The sequence below is a fragment of the Pseudoalteromonas sp. DL2-H2.2 genome (genome assembly GCF_021532535.1).
GTDB classification, from domain to species: Bacteria; Pseudomonadota; Gammaproteobacteria; order Enterobacterales; family Alteromonadaceae; genus Pseudoalteromonas; species Pseudoalteromonas rubra_A.
The window spans coordinates 389,793-407,493 of sequence record NZ_JAKGBD010000003.1 but is presented as its reverse complement, the minus strand read 5'-3'; the positions used below and the strand labels follow the sequence as shown (position 1 = coordinate 407,493).

Annotated in this window: 16 protein-coding genes; 5 read left to right on the top strand and 11 right to left on the bottom strand. The window is 48.4% G+C overall.

Features of this window, described 5'->3' with window-relative positions:
* A complete protein-coding gene (locus tag L1285_RS07520; protein WP_235411652.1) occupies positions 1-1,167 on the bottom strand; it encodes an efflux RND transporter periplasmic adaptor subunit in 1,167 nt (388 codons plus the stop codon).
* 129 nt (positions 1,168-1,296) lie between these two features.
* On the opposite strand from L1285_RS07520, the gene L1285_RS07515 reads away from it, so the two are divergent.
* The 3 genes from L1285_RS07515 (at position 1,297) to L1285_RS07505 (ending at position 7,230) form a co-directional block, all read left to right on the top strand.
* A complete protein-coding gene (locus tag L1285_RS07515; RefSeq protein ID WP_235411650.1) occupies positions 1,297-2,250 on the top strand; it encodes a LysR substrate-binding domain-containing protein in 954 nt (317 codons plus the stop codon).
* 377 nt (positions 2,251-2,627) lie between these two features.
* Entirely contained in the window at positions 2,628-4,793 is a 2,166-nt protein-coding gene (locus L1285_RS07510) for a bifunctional 2',3'-cyclic-nucleotide 2'-phosphodiesterase/3'-nucleotidase (RefSeq protein ID WP_235411648.1), read from the top strand.
* 259 nt (positions 4,794-5,052) lie between these two features.
* Entirely contained in the window at positions 5,053-7,230 is a 2,178-nt protein-coding gene (locus tag L1285_RS07505; protein WP_235411646.1) for a DUF6359 domain-containing protein, read from the top strand.
* A gap of 47 nt (positions 7,231-7,277) precedes the next feature.
* On the opposite strand, the gene L1285_RS07500 is transcribed toward L1285_RS07505, so the two are convergent.
* Positions 7,278-8,117, bottom strand: a complete 840-nt coding sequence (locus L1285_RS07500) for a DUF6279 family lipoprotein (RefSeq protein WP_235411644.1) — start codon at positions 8,115-8,117, stop codon at positions 7,278-7,280.
* 213 nt (positions 8,118-8,330) lie between these two features.
* On the opposite strand from L1285_RS07500, the gene L1285_RS07495 reads away from it, so the two are divergent.
* Positions 8,331-8,915, top strand: a complete 585-nt coding sequence (locus L1285_RS07495; RefSeq protein WP_235411642.1) for a class I SAM-dependent methyltransferase — start codon at positions 8,331-8,333, stop codon at positions 8,913-8,915.
* Between the two features lie 46 nt (positions 8,916-8,961).
* Here L1285_RS07495 and L1285_RS07490 read toward each other — a convergent pair whose 3' ends face one another.
* Entirely contained in the window at positions 8,962-9,567 is a 606-nt protein-coding gene (locus tag L1285_RS07490) for a DUF998 domain-containing protein (RefSeq protein ID WP_235411640.1), read from the bottom strand.
* A 370-nt stretch (positions 9,568-9,937) separates the two neighbouring features.
* Here L1285_RS07490 and L1285_RS07485 point away from each other — a divergent pair, with 370 nt between their 5' ends.
* Positions 9,938-10,168 carry a hypothetical protein gene (locus L1285_RS07485; RefSeq protein ID WP_235411638.1) on the top strand — a complete coding sequence of 77 codons (231 nt, stop codon included), beginning with the start codon at positions 9,938-9,940 and terminating at the stop codon, positions 10,166-10,168.
* A gap of 330 nt (positions 10,169-10,498) precedes the next feature.
* On the opposite strand, the gene L1285_RS07480 is transcribed toward L1285_RS07485, so the two are convergent.
* The 8 genes from L1285_RS07480 to L1285_RS23580 all read right to left on the bottom strand — a co-directional run bounded on the left by L1285_RS07480 (position 10,499) and on the right by L1285_RS23580 (position 17,553).
* Positions 10,499-11,242, bottom strand: a complete 744-nt coding sequence (locus tag L1285_RS07480; protein WP_235411636.1) for a DUF4124 domain-containing protein — start codon at positions 11,240-11,242, stop codon at positions 10,499-10,501.
* A 361-nt stretch (positions 11,243-11,603) separates the two neighbouring features.
* Entirely contained in the window at positions 11,604-11,906 is a 303-nt protein-coding gene (locus L1285_RS07475; protein ID WP_268835990.1) for a DUF1330 domain-containing protein, read from the bottom strand.
* A 2-nt stretch (positions 11,907-11,908) separates the two neighbouring features.
* Positions 11,909-12,715 (bottom strand): alpha/beta hydrolase, encoded by an 807-nt coding sequence (locus tag L1285_RS07470; protein ID WP_235411635.1) that lies wholly within the window; start codon positions 12,713-12,715, stop codon positions 11,909-11,911.
* A gap of 287 nt (positions 12,716-13,002) precedes the next feature.
* Complete coding sequence (locus L1285_RS07465) at positions 13,003-13,584, bottom strand: rhomboid family intramembrane serine protease (protein WP_235411634.1); 582 nt, start codon at positions 13,582-13,584, stop codon at positions 13,003-13,005.
* 88 nt (positions 13,585-13,672) lie between these two features.
* Entirely contained in the window at positions 13,673-13,999 is a 327-nt protein-coding gene (locus L1285_RS07460; protein WP_010381780.1) for a YbaB/EbfC family nucleoid-associated protein, read from the bottom strand.
* A 66-nt stretch (positions 14,000-14,065) separates the two neighbouring features.
* On the bottom strand, positions 14,066-16,702 hold the full coding sequence (gene dnaX, locus L1285_RS07455; RefSeq protein ID WP_235411632.1) for a DNA polymerase III subunit gamma/tau: 2,637 nt from the start codon (positions 16,700-16,702) through the stop codon (positions 14,066-14,068).
* A gap of 6 nt (positions 16,703-16,708) precedes the next feature.
* Entirely contained in the window at positions 16,709-17,254 is a 546-nt protein-coding gene (apt, locus tag L1285_RS07450) for an adenine phosphoribosyltransferase (protein WP_046006393.1), read from the bottom strand.
* A gap of 176 nt (positions 17,255-17,430) precedes the next feature.
* Positions 17,431-17,553 carry a hypothetical protein gene (locus L1285_RS23580; protein ID WP_268835989.1) on the bottom strand — a complete coding sequence of 41 codons (123 nt, stop codon included), beginning with the start codon at positions 17,551-17,553 and terminating at the stop codon, positions 17,431-17,433.
* Positions 17,554-17,701 lie beyond the last annotated feature (148 nt).

Below are 17,701 nucleotides of genomic sequence, written 5' to 3'. Positions count from 1 at the left end.
TTAGTTTGCAGCGCTAAGCTGAGTGTCGCGCTGTGCAATCACAAGACGGGTATCATCCAGGTTCAGCGTCACCATGTTTGGGGTGATAGGCATGCCCGGACCAACGCGTGCAGGACCATTGGCTGCAACTTTATCGCCCGCTTCCAGCCCCGATTTAATCGCACGGAATGCACCGTAGCGCTCACCCAGCTCTACCAGGCGGTATTGCAGCGTGTTATTGGCATCGACCGTGAGTACAAAGCGGTTTTTCAGATCCGTTCCAATGGCACGCTCAGGCACCAAAGGCATGGTTGCTGCATCAGCCGAGCCCAAAGAGATACGCGCAAAGGCACCTGGTTTCAGGCCGTGTTGCTGCGCATCAAATACTGCACGGACCCCTAAAGTGCCCGTATTGGGGTTAATTTCGTTATCGATAAAATCAACCACGCCAGGCACAGATGCCCCACCATTGATACGCTGTAATTGCACCGTGACCGCATCGGTGGCATCAACACCAGCAAACTTGTCACTCCAGGTGCGCTCGTCGACATCAAAGTAAGCATAGATCTGCTGATCCGACACTATGGTTGCCAGCGTGGTTTCTCCGGCGCTCACATAATTACCTTTGGTTACGATAGCACGCGAAATCACGCCGCTGATGGGCGCTTCAACCTGACTGAACTCCAGATCAAGGCGCGCTTTTTTCAGCTGTGCGGCGATTGCATCACGATTAGCCTGTGCCTGGCGCAACGTTGCTGCACGCTGCTCGGCAAGCTCGGTTGACATGGCTTTTTCAGCCACCAGCTGTTTGGCACGGCGTGCTTCGCTTTTAGCTTGCATTAAAGCCGCATCGGCACTGACCAGCTGTGCGTTTAGGGTTTCAACCTGCACTTCAAACGGGCGCGGGTCGAGTCTGAACAAAGTCTGGCCCTTTTCAATTCTTTCACCTTCTTTGAATGTCATCTGCTCTACCTGACCAGATACACGGGGCTTAAGCACCACCCGCTCCGGCGCTTGCAAACGCGTGGTAAAGGTATGCCACGACTGCACCGGGGCCATTTTGACCTGTGCTACATCAATGGTCAGCGGTGGCGGCTGTTGCTGCCCTTCCTGTGCATTTGGTTGGCTACAACCGCTGAGCACCAAAGCAAGCGCGACCGCACTGAGTGTATAGCTAATTTTATTCATGACATTCTCCGACAGTATGAGTTGCTATGATGGTACGAAGAATTACCGTGAAGAAAAATGGTGGTTTTTTAAAAACATTAGTGCCAGAATGGCACCAATAAACTTTTCTTTGTGTTGAAAGGACAGATTATGGATACCACCAGCCGGTTGATTATGTTGCTCGAAGTTGTTGAGCAGGGGTCGTTTTCTAAGGCAGCTGAACTGAGAAATATAGACCGTTCAGTGATCTCCAAGCAGATAGGTAAGCTTGAAGAAGAGCTGGGCGTGCGACTGCTTAACCGCACTACCCGATCATTTTCCCTAACTGCAGCCGGCGCTGAAATGGTAAAAAAGGCCGCAGACTTGCGCCTGCTGTTACAGGATACGGTGCAATTGGCGGAAAACTATCACCAGGAGCCCAGGGGCTTATTGCGCATTACTGCATCGAGCTATATCGGCCAACATTACCTGATGCCGGTCATCAACGATTTCCAAAAACGCTTTCCGCAGGTCAGTGTTGAGATACGTATGGATGATAGGGTCGTGGATATGATCTCAGAAGGCTATGATCTGGCGTTTCGGGTTGGAGAACCCCGCGACTCCTCCCTGGTGGCCCGAAAAATTGCCCGTAATAGAATGCTGATCCTGGCAACCCAACGCTTTATTGATACATACGGCGAGCCAAAAACCATGGCCGATCTGGCAGACTTACCCGCCGCATCATACAGCAGCTCACACCTGCGCTTTGAGGCAATCAGCTATATCGACGAAGATGGCAAGCCACAGGAGCAGCCCATTACGCCAGTGTTTCGCTCCAATGATGCCGAAGCCCTGATGAGCAAAGTACTATCGCACACCGCGTTTTTTACCGCGCCGGCCTTTTTCTTTGCCGACGGAGTAGATACCGAGCAGCTGGTGCCTTTGCTGACGCACGTCAACCTGCCAGACTATAGTGCAGTATATGCGGTTTATCCGCACCGGGATTTACCGGTCAGAACCCGGCTCTTTCTGGATGCGGCACGGCATTATATCGGTGAGCAAAAGCCGCGCTGGGAGCGCAATATTCCCGGTATTGATCAGCTTTATCAGGCTAACAAAAAATAATTGCGCAGCGCGGGAATATTTATACTCATACTGAATATTCAATAATGACAGCGGCAAAATAACCATTGATTAGACATTTTGTCCGCTGTAAGACCCGTTCTTACTGGTGAGCGGTAGGTTCTCGAATTTATCTCAAACTCGCATACATCAATAATGTTATTTCACAAAGAGTAATACATGCGCGTCTACAGTATTACCTAAGCCTTTATTTTTCATAGTAATACAGTTTTAATTTGCCTGTTTTCCAAGATGTTAACACAACCAATAAAGTCATGTTCTAGCCATATATATTGCACAGAGATGCCATGAATTTTTAGCCTCTTTGTCTTTTTTGGTTTCTATAGTACTGCCCCTGAAACAATTACAGAGCCAGGACTATGAAATTAAAATTACTAACACTCGCAATGTTTTGCGGCAGTGCCGCTTTACTCACCGGTTGTTCTGACAGCGATAATGAGATCGAATTCAAAACACCCGCAAAGGAGCAGCAATCGGATGATGGCAAACAGCCAGCAGACGACAAACAACCGACTGACGATAAGCAACCAGCTGACGATAAACAGCCGACCGACGACAAGCAACCGACCGATGATGACAAGCAACCTGAGGAGCCTGTGATCGCCCCAGGCACCCTGCTTGAGTTGCGCGTGATGGAAACCACGGACTTGCATGCCAACCTGATGAACTTCAACTATTTCTCTAATAAAGAAGACAACAAGGTTGGTCTGGTCAAAACAGCAACTCTGATCCGTCAGGCACGTGATGCGGTGAAAAACTCCGTACTGGTCGACAACGGTGATCTTATTCAGGGCAGCCCGCTTGGCGACTACATGGCTAAAATCAAAGGCCTGGAAGACGGTGACGTACACCCGATTTATGAGGCGATGAACACCCTGGAATACGATGTTGCCAACATCGGTAACCATGAATTTAACTTTGGTCTGGAGTTTTTAGACGAAGCCATAGACGATGCTAAATTCCCTTATATTTCAGCCAACGTATTTGTAGACGATGGTGACGATGATCCAAGCAACGATTTGTCAGTGTTCAAACCTTACCTTATCAAGGAAAAGCAAGTTGTTGATAAAAATGGTGACACACAAACGCTGAAAATCGGTTACATCGGTTTTGTGCCACCGCAGATTATGCAGTGGGACAAAGCTAATCTCGAAGGCAAAGTTATTGCAAAAGACATTGTCGATATGGCCAAGCATTATGTGCCTAAGATGAAAGCAGCCGGTGCAGACATCATCATCGCCATTCCGCACTCCGGACTGGAAACGGCAGAGAAAAAGCCGCTGGCTGAAAACGCCAGCTACTACCTGTCCAAAGTCGACGGCATTGATGCCATCATGTTTGGTCATGCCCACGCCAACTTCCCGGGACCGCGATATGCAGGGCTTGAAGAGCATGGCGTAGATAATGAAAAAGGCACCATCAATGGCGTTGCCGCGGTTATGCCGGGCTTCTGGGGTAATAACCTGGGTATCATCGACATGACGCTGGAATACGGCAAAGATGGCTGGCAGGTGAAAGACACCCAGTCGACCTTACAGCCAATTTCTGTCACCAACGAAGACCGCACTGTTACATCTTTGGCGATTAACGATGCACAGGTCGAAAAAGCAGCTTTAAGCGCACATGAAGAAACCAAAACCTGGGTTAACGAGCCATTTGCTAAGATCTCGGATGAAGTAAACAGCTACTTTGCGCTCGTTAATGACGACCCGTCTATCCAGATAGTCACCGACGCTCAGCTTTGGTACACACAGACAATTGTTCAGGGCACTGAGTTGGGTGAACTACCTGTGCTGTCTGCGGGCGCCCCGTTCAGAGCAGGTCGTGGTGGTCCGGATGACTTTACAGCGGTAGAAAAAGGTGACATTGCCTACCGTAACGTGGCCGACCTGTATATTTACCCGAATGTACTAAAAGTGCTGAAACTGAATGGCGCAGAGGTTAAACAATGGCTGGAAATGTCGGCCGGTCAGTTCAATCAAATTACGCCCAACACTGAGGAAGTTCAGGTACTGGTTAACACCAACTTCCCTTCTTATAACTTTGATGTGCTGGATGGCGTGAGCTACCAGATTGATGTAACCGAGCCTGCGCGTTACGACACCAAAGGTAATAAGGTTTCTGACGGTAACCGCATTAAAGCTCTCACCTATCAGGGAGAGCCGGTAACCGACGAGCAAGTGTTCCTGGTTGCAACCAATAACTATCGTGCTTCGGGTGGCGGTAACTTCCCGGGGATCTCAGGCGAGAAAATCGTCGTCGATTCTCCTAACGAAAACCGTCAGGTTGTAGCTGACTACATTGCACTTCAGTCAAGCAAAAACACTGAGACCGGCATGGATCCAAGCGCAGATAGCAACTGGTCATTTGCACCTGTGGCCGGTGCTAATGTTGTATTTTACAGCTCACCGTCGGACAAAGCCGCCGCATTCAGTGCGCGCTTTGCCCACATCACACCTTTAAACCAAACCACTGATGATGGTTTTGCAATCTATCAAATCGACCTGACTCAGCCGGCAAACTAAGTGTCAGAGCGATAAACAGATTAAAAGCCACGCAGTTGCGTGGCTTTTATATCGCGCCGCAATCACAGGCAGTATGCGGCACTATCCTATCAACCTGCTGTACTGACTGTGCCATTTTGAGGCCAAAGGATTGTGTGTTTGCCAGGGAAACTTGGCTTTGCAGCGAGCAGTGCCTGTTCGCCCCCATTTACTCACAGAGTGAAAACACTCATTTAGCAAAAGCAGTCAGGCAGGTTGATATCCACAACGGGAATTGAAGATGAAACTAACTAAACTCACAGTCTTAGGCCTTGGTGTCGCGCTTGCACTGGGTGCAACAGCACTGCAAGCGGCAACACCTTATAACTGGAACAACACCGCACCGGTCAAAGTACCGAGTGCACAACAAAGCAATGGCAAAACCGTACTTTTTGATGTCTCACACGGTGGCGTTGAAGGAAATGCTGACTGGGTAATTGACGGCGCGTTTTCTGACTTTGCCGACGCCCTGGTTACTGAAGGATATCGCGTTGAAGAGTATCGCGGCGTTGATTTAAACAATGACGGTAAAATTCGCTTCTATGACGACCGCGACATTTCAACTCAGGCAAACGAAGCCATCATTACCTATGATGCCATTAAACATGCCGATGTATTTGTCCTGGCTGAAACCAATCGCCCATTTACGCTGGCAGAGCAACAGGCGCTGGAAACCTTCGTCGCAGCGGGTAAAGGCATTTTCTTTATCGCTGACCATTACGATGCGGACCGCAACCTCAATACCTGGGATGCAACAGAGGTCTTCAACGGTTACAACCGCTCCGACCTGAGCAAGTACAACCTGGGCGGTGCCTATGGTGACTGGCGCAACCCCAAAAGTGCACAACAGGGCTGGCTGGTTGAAAACTTCGGTATTCGTTTTCGCTTTAACGGCGTGGACTATAAGCAAGGGGTTAGCGGTGTAGAGCCGGCTTCTCAAACCGAAGGGCTGACCCAGGGCGTCGCCCCTATTCTGATGGCTGCGGGTGCAACACTGGCCATTGTCGACGGCCAAAAAGCCAAAGGCCTGGTGTATTTTGCCGAAACAGACAACCCAACTAAATGGCGACACGCTAAAGATTCGGGCCTGTACTTTGGTGGTGAAGCAGAAGGCCCTTATGTTGCCATCGCGAAGTCCGGTGCCGGTAAAGCGGCTTTTATTGGTGACTCTTCCCCCATTGAAGACGCCACGCCTAAGTACCGTCGCCAGGACAATGGCAATACCAAAAAAACTTATCCGGGCTGGACAGATCCAGGTCATGCCTCTGTGTTATCAGTGAACATCATTAACTGGCTGGCGACCCCTGAAAGCTACACCCATTTTGATGGTGCCAATGGCCGCACGCCGGGTCGTGTTACGCCCGTACCCATGACCTCAGAGGAAATGTTCGATCCCAACAATGGACAACCCTGGAGCAACCCCAGCAATGGCTTTAACCCTTGGGATACTGACACCTATAAAGACAACTCGTTCAATGCCCCGTATGGTCAGGGCCAGGTAGACCCAGACCCTGATCCGGATCCAACACCAGGTACTGCTGTATCAGTCGCTGATGCGCTGGCCGCTGCCACCGGTTCTGAGCTGGTTGTTCAGGGTAAAGTAACGGATGCCGTAAACGGTATCTATGGTCTGCTACTGACCGACTTAAATAACCCGGCTGTAAGCATCAATGTGAAATTGGAGTCCAATCAGCGCGCCGACTTCAACCCGCAGTTAAACCCGGAAATTCTCGGCAAAACGCTAATGGTAACCGGCAAGCGCAACAGCTACATGGGTGAACCTGGGATCCGTTACGTTACGGATTTGGTTATCGCGCCCAGCGCACTCTCGGTAGCTCAGGCACTGGCCACGGCTCAGGGAGAAACCATCACCTTAACCGGTAAGGTCAAAGCACCGCTGAACAGCATTTATGCTTTGGTTCTGTCAGACTTATCTGATGACAGCACGACTATCAACATCAAACTTGAATCCAGCCAGCGCGCCGAGTTCAGCCCGCAGCTGAACCCCAGCATTCTGGATGAGACCTTGGTGATCACCGGTAAGCGCGACTCGTACATGAGTCAGCCAGGAGTCCGTAACGTGTCTGAGATTGCTAAGGCATCTGCCACCTCACCAGATCCGGATCCAAACCTGGATATGACGGTCAGTGAAGTGCTGGCCAAAAGCAATGGCACACCGGTTGTGGTAGCGGGCACCATTACCTCAGCCATCAACAACATTTATGCACTTGAGCTGAGCGATCCCAACGCGCCCGGCAACAAGCTGTACATCAAGCTGGAATCATCACAGCGCGCGACATACAGCCCACAGCTGAACCCGAGTTTGCTGGGCAAAAAGCTGCGTGTGACTGGTGTGAAAAATGACTATATGAGCCAGCCTGGTGTGCGTAACGTCACCGCACTGACTCTGCTAGACTAAACCAACGAGTTTATAGGCAGGCGACGCATATTGCGTCGCCTTTTTTATTATTCATCCTCAGCCAGTGATTGGATGTCTTCAATCACCTCTTCCAGCTCAGATACCAGGCGTTTTTTCTGTTTGTCGCTGAGGCTTTGATACACATCCAGCAAATACTGATGATTGGCTTTGCGGTTTTGTTCATTGGCCTGATTGAGCTGCTCAGAGCGGAACTGCTCCGGTGCCAACAGCAATTCAGACAGCCTGGCTTTAAAGGCATCACCGCGCTCTGGCTGGGCAAACAAGGCTCTGAGTGCTTCCTGATAACGTGTGCGATAGTCTGACCATAAGTCTGCGGTGCTGCTTTGCTGGTCGTACAGTTGCGCAATACGCGATTCCTGCTCAGCAGACAACCTGCCTATCCAGCGCTTAAGGTTTTTCTTACGCTCTTTTAACCAGCGTTTATGTTTTTTCTGCTCAGAACGCTTTGAGCGCTTCTCTGCCCGCTCCGTTTCTCCCTCAGCAAGTGCATCGAACAGTTCGCTGGCCTGCGCTTCACTCAGCATCGGGGCCATGTCAACCAAGTCCGGAACCACTTTGCCACGTAAACGATGCCAGTGCGCCAGCATCTGCGCCTGATGATACTCAATGCGCGTCAGAGTAATTTTGTTGTTTTCTATGTCTGACTTCAGCGCAGTGAGCTGCTCGGCGTAGCGCCTCAGCTCTTGTGTTTTATGCCACGCAAGCCAGGCGCCCAGACGTGCGTCAAACTGCTCCTCCTGTTCATCGGTCAGTGATATATAATCATCAAGATACCAGTAGCTGAGCCAGTCAGCGTTTTTGTAGATAAATTTTGTTGAACAGCCGGTCATTGTCAGCAATACCAGCACCATCAAAAGCTTTCTCATCGTCGTATCCATAGTCCGTGTTATTAGTTTCTTTAGTTAATACGGAATTCGACAAAATGTGGACTAAAAAAGTGTCTGTAAATATTTCTTACGTTACAAACTGCGCGCAATACTCAAATCTTAAAATAAGCCGATTTTCAGATAACCTGGGCTCTGCCCTGCTCTGCATCTTAGCTGCATACTGACACCATACCATTTACAAGAGGAACACTTATGAGCCACTGGAATGATGAACATGCAAGCAGCTATGACGAGCAATGGGGCGAGCTGAATTTCCACCAGCAGATCCCACAACTTGCGAGTGTACAACCTGGTTTCAATATTGTTGAGCTTGGCTGTGGCGGCGGATATCTGAGCGTATGTCTGGCACAATCAGCGCAGCATGTGCGCGTAACAGCGCTTGACCCAACACCCAAAATGATAGCGCTGGCAAAAGAGCGACAGGATAAAGCCGGACTGAGCAATGCTCAGCTGCAATTTTTTGCAGCAGGCGCCGAAGCGCTGGATGTCTCTGATAATACCCAAGATTTGGTCGTCGCCGCGTTTTCGGTGCATCACTGGCAAAACCCCGATAAATCAATGGCATTGGTTTTTTCAGCGCTCAAGCCCGGTGGTAAGATCTGGCTGTGTGAGGATCTGAATGCCCCGACAGAAGGCAGCCTGGAAGTACACGCCAACCTGAAGGCCCTTGATGGCCTAAAATCACTCCTGCAAAACAGCGGTTTCGTGCAATTATCACACACGCTGCATCACAGTCATGAAGGCGATTTCTTAATTGTAGAAGCGCTGAAGCCTTGATATCGAAGGTAAGCTCACAGCCCGCGACTTCCGCGGGCCATACTCATTACACTAACACTAAAGAGAATACGCTCAGCCAGACGAGCTGAGTCCAGTAGGATAAGCGCTGGTACAAACCCGCACCACGTTTGATTTTAAATGCCGAGACTAACTTAACGATGAAAAACATCGAGGCAAGTACCGTCAGGACAGAAAAAACACGAAACCAGGGGGCAACCAGCTCTGAATCCGGGCTGATGGCCACAAACGCCGGTGCAAGCAGTAAGGTTAACATGACAACAGAGCCTGCGGTTGAGTGGATCAAACAATGTTTGCTGGGTGTAGGCGTGTAAGGATCTTTGTCCATCGGAAAATAACCCGCAAACCAGGTCCCAATACCATGAAACATGATCAAGATGCCCGTGATATAAAACGCAATGCTGGCATCTGGCAACTGAGTAACGTGCCAGCCAAAGACAACAAACATCACACTCAGTGGATAATTGTTAATCCAGGGAGACAGCTTCTGAGTAGGGCTGCCCGCAGCCCCCAGTTCACTGCAAAATTGATTAATGTGATCGTAGTTAGGATAAAACCGACCTGCAATATAAACACCGAATGTGATCCATACGGTTGCTATCAGGCCTAGTAACGCTGCATAAAACTCAAACATCCTCTTCCTCCTTGGTCCAGGTACAGCTTAGATGACGGTTAAGGCTTTTCTTATTATTCTGCACTAGCTAAATAAAATTTGTATATTTAGTGCTAATTAAACGTACCTAAAAATGAATCATATTGCAAACAATACGCCCTATTTTATTGCAGCAAGACAATGGGCCTGTCAGATACCCCATAATAACAACCTCTTTTATATCATAAGGATATAGCTACATAGTGATTTGGCTGGTTTGTAATTTGAGCAAAACATAGACAGACACCGTGTGTATCACATAATATTAAACTTGTTCACATTCAATGACATTAGAACACAAAGAAGGTCATTGCCTGTGGAGGGATCAAAATAATATATGAAGGAAACTAACATGAAAAAGCTTATAACACTCTGTGCCATTGCAGCGGGTATGTTGACACTCAGCGCCACAGCTCCAGCCCGGGGCATCGACCCGGGAAACTTTCGCTACTATCACTTCCAGTGTCTCGATAGCAACCAGGTTCAACTGTGGTTTAAAATTTCGCAGACTTATATCCCAAATTTGGGTGCTATGTGTGAAAACGATGGCGGCAGACTCAAAGTAACCAAAGTATATTGGTAGAAAAACACACCGCAATATAGCCGTTGAGGCTGAGTGAAGATGGCCGCTTGTGTGGCCATTTTCGGCGTTACGCTTCTTAGGTGGAATGTAAAGTCCGGTTGTTAAAACAGCTATAAACCAAGCCTTGGAGAAGCTTCTATGGTTTTGACCCCTTTTCGCAACATCAAAGGCTGCCTGATTTGTGAGTGGCTGTAGTAAATTTAGAGCAACGAAAATCGATAATCCATTACCCCTGAGAAGTGCTTAAAATAGGTAGTAACTGACCGTTATCAGAATGTCCTGTCAGCTACACAAATTTAGATACCCTCACCAGAGCCACACACATGCTTGTCATTTTAGGTTATGATATGATTCAACTTCCTTTTCAATACAATAATCAGCTTGCCTGTAATCAATTGACAATAAGCCCTTACCTTTCCTCCATTTCTGCATACAGCTGTTATAAATACTCTTTTCTACAGTGTCACCTTCATAATCGTTCAATCTAGCACCGATACGCATAGCAGCTTCAGTTTGTTTTTTTACACAATATTCTTGCTGCCTATACTCACCAGGCCATTGACTCTTGCACATATTTAAAATTGCTGAATCTAAATCATTTGAGCGGTTTATATATGTACCAGTGGTGCTCTTAGTCTTATCGGGTGGAAACAGTACCGCATTATGAATAAAGCCATCATTTTTAAAATACTCCATTCGGTACTTATACCCTCTACTTGTTTCCCACTGAAGAAATACAATGTTTTCACTCGGGGAGTCAGGCAAAATACGCCCATTTGGAATGTGCTTTAGAACGGCCTCTTTTGTAACACCCGATGGCTGTCCACACACCATTTTATTAGGTACATGAGGCGCTACATAAAGCCGCATGCCGTCTTTTAGCGTTTCTAAACCACATTTCTTGTAGTAACTTTTTCCAAAAACACTATTGTTATTCAGGTTCGTCTCTAACTGCACCTCAGCTTTGGTGCATGGTCTATCTTGATATTTAACCTGTCCATTTTCGACGCACTTAAATATCTCAGCATGTGACAAACCACTGAAAAACAACATTACGAAAATCGATTCCTTCACTTTCTTCTCCTTTTTTCTTAGCATAAAGTGCAAGTATTGCTGCTCAGTTATCCATCTAGATTAGTTACCGTAAGAGAATAACCTAAACCTCACTAATTATTCCATTACAGTAATCTGATCCAATTACAACAGAAGAGCCAAAATACTGCTGTAACTCTCTACAAAACCTCTAAAGTAAAACCCTAAATCTCAGAGCTCGAGTCATTAGTCAGTACGCCCACACCAAGGCCACTATTTCGTTTATCAGTTGCGGGTAAACACGACATTGACTTGTTCAAACCTGTTGTTGCTTTGACTATTTGCCTGAACATCATACTCTTGCTCTTATTCATTTATTCTTGTGATTGACAATGTGCACACTTCAATTGTGCTTTTCATAGCTAGAAATAATTGTGGTGTGCGTAATCGACGCATCAAAATAGCGCGCCTTTACCTGCAAGTAGTCTTCGTCTGAGAAAAAACGCTCAGACATTTCTTTACTTGGAAACTGGATAGTAAAGACCCGGTTGATTGGTTTATCCGTTTCAGATTGCAGTACTTCACTGACGATAAAATCGAACCCAAACCCGCCCTGATAAACGCGCAAAATAGGCGTCATCGCAGCGCGATATTGGGCGTATATTTCATCATCTGAAACCGCTAACCCGACTAAATATTCATACATAATCATCTCCCTTTTTGCTGCTGTTGGTAATGAAACAACCCTTTCAGCGCATTATATAAGCCAACGGCCAGTGTAAAATCGTGCGACTCATCATCAAACTCGTCTAGCTGCAGTTTTGCGTCTAAATGACGGTTTCTTAATATTGTGTCTGCCAGGGAATCATAAACCTCGCGCATTTCGCCGCTTTCGCTGCCTATATTCATATAGAGGTAGTTTTGCACCCGCCTTTGTGATGAAACATATTTCTTGGTTGCTTCGGCGGTTTCACGCGCACCCCACCAAACGGCGGGGCTGAATGCTAAAAAGCTTTGAAATAATTCAGGGCGAGACTGAAAGCTATGGAGCACTAATAAGCCCGCAATAGAGTGCCCGGCAAGCGAATTGAATTGACCCGTGCGATAATTTTCAGCAATGGTTGGCATAAGTTCTTTTTCAATGAAATCTAAGAAAGCATCTCCCCCACCCCCTTCGCCAACAGGCCCTCTCGGATCCTGATTTACTGTTGGCGCAAAATCCTTTATTCGATTTTGACTGGTTATGCCAACAATTATGTGTTCGTAAGACCCGTTTGATGCGTGCAGCCTTTGCAACATGCCGTGAACTAATTCACCATTCAGTTCACCATCAAGCAGGTAAAGCACAGGGTACCTTTTGCTCGAATTTGAGGAATATGAAGCGGGTAATGCCACCGTGATCTTTGGTGTTTTTGCAAGGTACTTTGACTTGGGCATTTCCACTACAGTAAAACTAGCGGCATTGGCCACTGATGATATCAATAGAAATAGTGTGACAAGACTCACTCTCAACATTTAAAACTCCTTTTGCGACTGAGCTCTATCACAAGACACAATCTCAACTTTTAACTCGAGCCGATATACAACTCAATCTCGGCCTAAACAGCTTTTAAAAGTCTATTAGAGCCACTTTTTCCCTGCGTTACAAGTTGTTATGCTTCTTAAGCTTCCAAGTTTGCCGTACTCACGGGTAAATCTAGAATAGGTGCGGTCATTGCAACCCAGTTGGATACCAGATAGACCTCAGCTAAACCCGGTTTGCTTCATCCTGTAACTCAAAGTGCAGCCGATAAGTTATAACTCTACTTCGTCAGTGCACTCTTGCGGCTTGTCTTTGTCAAATAAGCTGCGCCCAGTCCGCTAATAAAACCAAAGATATGGCTTGAGCTGCTGGTTTGCGCTGAGAAATCGAACAAAGTCGCTAAAAAGCTGATGTTGGCATAATAAGTGAATATCAGTAAGGCAATAAAGCTCACGATGCCAAGCACATCGCGGTTAAACAGCGCAGCCCCCAGTAGCAGGCCAAAATATCCCATGACCAGACCAGATACGCCAATGTGATTACCTGAGCCGGCGAATAGCCACACGAGTAGCCCGGTCGCAACCAGGATTAGCAAAGTCGCTCTTTTGAACTTGGGTAACCTCGCGGCCAGATAACCACTGATAGTGAGGCCAATCAAGTTACTCATTAAATGACCCCAGCTGCCATGCACAAAAGGCGCGGTGATAATGCCACTCAGGTAATACTCATTATGTGGGATGATCCCGAGTCGACCCACCGGCAAGCCAATCACACTCCCCAACAGCTGCACCACAACCATCACTGCCATTGCATATAAAACCAGCTTAAAATTGGCTGGAAAAACCAGCGCACGCTTACTCATCTATGTCCTTGCTATTTTGCTGTTGGAAATTGTCGGGATATACGCAAAAAAATAGCGCCATCAGGCGCTATTTTTCTTTTACTTTCAACTAGAAAGGCATTTTGAAACCCGGAGGCATTTGCATGCCGCCGGTGACTTCTGACATGCGCTTTTGCGACTCTTCACCTACACGGCGTACAGCGTCATTGACTGCTGCTGCCAGCAAGTCTTCGATCATGTCTTTGTCGTCTTCCATTAGGCTTTCGTCGATCTCTACGCGGCGCACGTTGTGGCTGCCCAGCATAGTGACTTTAACCAGGCCTGCGCCTGCTTCGCCAACGACTTCGAGGTTTTTAATCTCTTCCTGGGCTTTTTCCATGCGCTCTTGCATTTGCTGCGCCTGCTTCATGATATTGCCCATTCCACCTTTAAACATAGTCTGCTCTCTTACACTTCAAAATTAAAATTCTATGGGATACAAGATAAGGGCTTACTTGCGCAATTACAATGCCCTTACCGATTTTTCGTCTACCGAGGCCTCAAACTCGCGGGCAAAGGCCTGGATCACGGGGTCGCTATTGACCGCATCAACCGCCTGCAGGTATCTCTGCTTATCAATATCCTGCTGGATAAGAAATGGCGTGTTGTTCACAGCGTCAACAAATTCAATATTGAGCTCTACTGGCTCATTGAGTTGCTCAGCCAAGCTTTCGTGCAATTTTTCTCTGAGCATACTGGAATCCAGATGTTGCTGGCTCTGCTCTACCTGCAAAGTACAATGCAGGCCTTGTTGGTTGAACATGGCATGCAACGCAAACTGCCTGACCCGACCACCCAGTTGCATTTGTTCAATCATCTGTGCCCAATCATCTTTTTGGTGGGCGAATTTAATGTCACTGATAGGGCTGACAAAATTCTCTGGTGCAGGAATATCCAGAGTTGTGTCCTGAGTTTCCTGCTCACCCGGCGCTTGCGGTGCTAACTGCTCAAGCAGCTCAGGTGCCAGCTTGCTTTCGTCTTTTTTAAAGCGCTCTGCCATCTCGGGCTTTTTGCCTTTGCGCTGCACTGCGGCAGGCTGAAAAGCTTGCTGCGGTTGCTCAGGGATCTGCTCTTGTGGTTGAGCCAAATGCTGTGCGCTTTGTTGGCTATCATCTGCAAGCGGGGTGTGTGGCAATCTTCTGCCTGACGCAACAGCGCCGGGCACCGTGCCAGCTCCCTGTTGCGGCTCAGACTTTTTTGCTTCGCCCTCTCCTCCCAGCAACCTGCCAGCCCCGGAGATCTGCCGGTTTTGTAAAATGCGGGCAATGGCCGATTGAGCCTGCTGTTGCTTTTGCGCCAGCTGCTGCACTGGCGTGTGCTCTGGTGCTTGTGTCTCCTGCTGGGGCACACTATTTTGCTGCTGAGCAGGCACTGGCTGATGCGCAGGCTCGCTCTGATGTTGCTCATACCCCTGTGATTCGGCCTGCGCCATGATGTCCTGATATTGTTGTTCAATCGAGACGTCTTCCGGTGATTGCTGAGGCGGCGCCGTATGTGCCGGTTCAGCATTCATCTGCTCAGCGGGTGGTATTGGCTGCTGTGGCGCAGTTTGCTGTGCAGGTTGCTCAGGCGTATAAGCTTGCTGTGGAGCTGCTTGTGCATTTGGCTGCTGTGCAGGTTGCTCAGGCGTATAAGCTTGCTGTGGAGCTACTTGCGCATTTGGCTGCTGTACAGGTTGCTCAGGTGCGTAAGCTTGCTGTGGAGCTGCTTGTGCATTTGGCTGCTGTGCAGGTTGTTCAGGCGCGTAAGTTTGCTGTGGAGCTGCTTGTGCATTTGGCTGCTGTGCAGGCGCGGGGCTTTGCTGTGCTGCTACTTCTGCACTTTGCTGTGGCACGGGCTGTGGCTCAGAGGTCTTTGCCTGATGTTGTGCCACGGGATCTTGGCGCTCAGGTGCAGGCGTGCTGAGCTGAGCCTGCGGACCACGCTGTTTGGCACTTAACATATCTCGCAGTTTGCCGACTTTACCCGGATCCTTTGCAGCTCCCGCAGGCGCCGGACCAGCGGCCTGAGAAAAATCGGCACGCTCGAACGCCAGTAATCTCAGCATGATCATTTCAAAACCAAGCCTGGGTTCAGGTGCCCAGCTTAAGTCTTTTTTACCCGCAAGCAGCAACTGGTACATAAACTGAGTGTCCTGCGGTGTTAGCTGCTGAGCCAGTGTTTTTACCTGCTCAGCCTCGAACTGACCAAAATTGGCGGCCTGAGGCACTAACTGCGTAAGCTGTACCAGATGCAGCAGGCTGATCAAATCATCCAGCACGCTGGCGAAGTTGCCATTTTTCAACGCAATATCGGCCACTTCTGCCAACAGGGTTTCACCGTCTTGCGATAGCACGGCGGCCATCAGTAATACGGCATGGCTGCTGTCCATCAGGCCCAGCATTTGTTGCACAGCCGGTAAATTCAGCTCACCATTCGTTTGTGCAATCGCCTGATCGGTAAGGCTCAGTGCATCACGCATACTGCCGTCTGCTGCCTTGGCCAGGACTTCCAGTGCCGTCTGTTCAAAGTTGACAGACTCCTGGGGCAAAATCTGCGCCAGCTGGGTTACTATCTGGCTCTGCGCCATGGCATTAAGGTTAAACTGCAAACAGCGCGATAATATGGTGATCGGTAATTTTTGCGGATCTGTGGTTGCCAGCAGGAACTTAACGTGTTCCGGCGGCTCTTCCAGGGTTTTCAGCAAAGCATTAAAACTGTGCTTGGACAACATGTGCACTTCGTCAATCAGGTACACTTTGTAGCGACCACGCGTTGGCGCATATTGCACATTGTCCAGAATTTCTCTGGTGTCTTCGACCTTAGTACGCGATGCAGCATCTATCTCGATAAGATCAATGAACTTACCGGCTTCAATCTCTTCACACGCACTACATTGGCCACACGGGGTGGAGGTGATCCCCACCTCGCAGTTCAGGCTCTTGGCGAAGATCCTCGCAATGGTTGTTTTGCCCACGCCCCGCGTGCCGGTAAACAGATAGGCATGATGCAGTCGCTGCTCATTCAATGCATTGATGAGTGCCTGCTTAACATGCTCCTGTCCCATCATTTCGTGGAACGACTGTGGACGCCATTTACGCGCCAGAACCTGATAACTCATAGTGCGTTACTCGCCGTCAAACTCGACCAGTTTCAGCACTTTAATGCCCATGTCTGCCACGCGCTTTTCGCCGCCCAGCTCTGGCAATGAGATCACAAACGCAGCATCGGTGGCTTTACCACCCAGGCGCTCTACCAGCTTAGCGGTGGCTTCAATAGTACCGCCCGTTGCCAGCAAGTCATCGACCAACAGGACTTTGTCGCCCTCTTCAATGGCGTCAACATGCAGTTCAAGTACATCTTCACCATATTCCAGCTGGTAAGACTGACTGATCACTTCGCGCGGAAGCTTACCTGGCTTACGTACCGGAATAAAAGGCAAGCCGAGTTCGTAGGCCAATGGCGCACCAAAAATAAAGCCGCGTGATTCAGTACCAATAATTTTAGTAAAACCTTGATCTTTGTACGCGTCAACCAGGCAGTCCATGGTTGCCTTAAACGCTGCCGGGTTGGCCAACAAGGTCGTTACATCACGGAACATGATCCCTTCTTTCGGATAGTTTGGAACTGTCGCGATGCTGTCTTTAATCAGTGACAAATTTGCTTGTGTCATAATCGGATGCTTAATAAGTTTTGATATCAAAGAGCTCGATTATAACAAGAAAGCAATTACATGAAATGCCAGGAGGGTGGATTTTACGATAATTTCATGATGTTCGGATAGAAAAAAACCACCCAGTGTCTGGATGGCTTTTTAATTCTGTCTAAACAGAAGGAGTTATGCTGCGATTAAACGCTCAGAGCCGTTGCCCAGCCAAGAATTGCATTCAGACAACCAATGCCTGCAAACACAGCAACAAAAGCCAGGAAATACTTCGCGTTGAACGGATCTTTGAAATCACCTTTAGACATATTACTACCTTTATTTATTAAGCGCTGGGTGAGCAGGCAGCGCGCCCCGGACGAAACCGCCCAAGTTCGGCCGCCTGTCCTGCACTCAGCTTAAGCACGACAAAACGGCGCCCATAATAATCGAACTTAGAGGGCTGATAAAGGGGTA

Excerpts from the sequence above, each read along its gene's own strand:
- L1285_RS07520 (WP_235411652.1), bottom strand. The coding sequence starts at position 1,167 with ATGAATAAAATTAGCTATACACTCAGTGCGGTCGCGCTTGCTTTGGTG.
- L1285_RS07515 (WP_235411650.1), top strand. The coding sequence starts at position 1,297 with ATGGATACCACCAGCCGGTTGATTATGTTGCTCGAAGTTGTTGAGCAG.
- L1285_RS07510 (WP_235411648.1), top strand. The coding sequence starts at position 2,628 with ATGAAATTAAAATTACTAACACTCGCAATGTTTTGCGGCAGTGCCGCT.
- L1285_RS07505 (WP_235411646.1), top strand. The coding sequence starts at position 5,053 with ATGAAACTAACTAAACTCACAGTCTTAGGCCTTGGTGTCGCGCTTGCA.
- L1285_RS07500 (WP_235411644.1), bottom strand. The coding sequence starts at position 8,117 with ATGAGAAAGCTTTTGATGGTGCTGGTATTGCTGACAATGACCGGCTGT.
- L1285_RS07495 (WP_235411642.1), top strand. The coding sequence starts at position 8,331 with ATGAGCCACTGGAATGATGAACATGCAAGCAGCTATGACGAGCAATGG.
- L1285_RS07490 (WP_235411640.1), bottom strand. The coding sequence starts at position 9,567 with ATGTTTGAGTTTTATGCAGCGTTACTAGGCCTGATAGCAACCGTATGG.
- L1285_RS07485 (WP_235411638.1), top strand. The coding sequence starts at position 9,938 with ATGAAAAAGCTTATAACACTCTGTGCCATTGCAGCGGGTATGTTGACA.
- L1285_RS07475 (WP_268835990.1), bottom strand. The coding sequence starts at position 11,906 with ATGTATGAATATTTAGTCGGGTTAGCGGTTTCAGATGATGAAATATAC.
- L1285_RS07470 (WP_235411635.1), bottom strand. The coding sequence starts at position 12,715 with ATGTTGAGAGTGAGTCTTGTCACACTATTTCTATTGATATCATCAGTG.
- L1285_RS07465 (WP_235411634.1), bottom strand. The coding sequence starts at position 13,584 with ATGAGTAAGCGTGCGCTGGTTTTTCCAGCCAATTTTAAGCTGGTTTTA.
- L1285_RS07460 (WP_010381780.1), bottom strand. The coding sequence starts at position 13,999 with ATGTTTAAAGGTGGAATGGGCAATATCATGAAGCAGGCGCAGCAAATG.
- dnaX (WP_235411632.1), bottom strand. The coding sequence starts at position 16,702 with ATGAGTTATCAGGTTCTGGCGCGTAAATGGCGTCCACAGTCGTTCCAC.
- apt (WP_046006393.1), bottom strand. The coding sequence starts at position 17,254 with ATGACACAAGCAAATTTGTCACTGATTAAAGACAGCATCGCGACAGTT.
- L1285_RS23580 (WP_268835989.1), bottom strand. The coding sequence starts at position 17,553 with ATGTCTAAAGGTGATTTCAAAGATCCGTTCAACGCGAAGTATTTCCTG.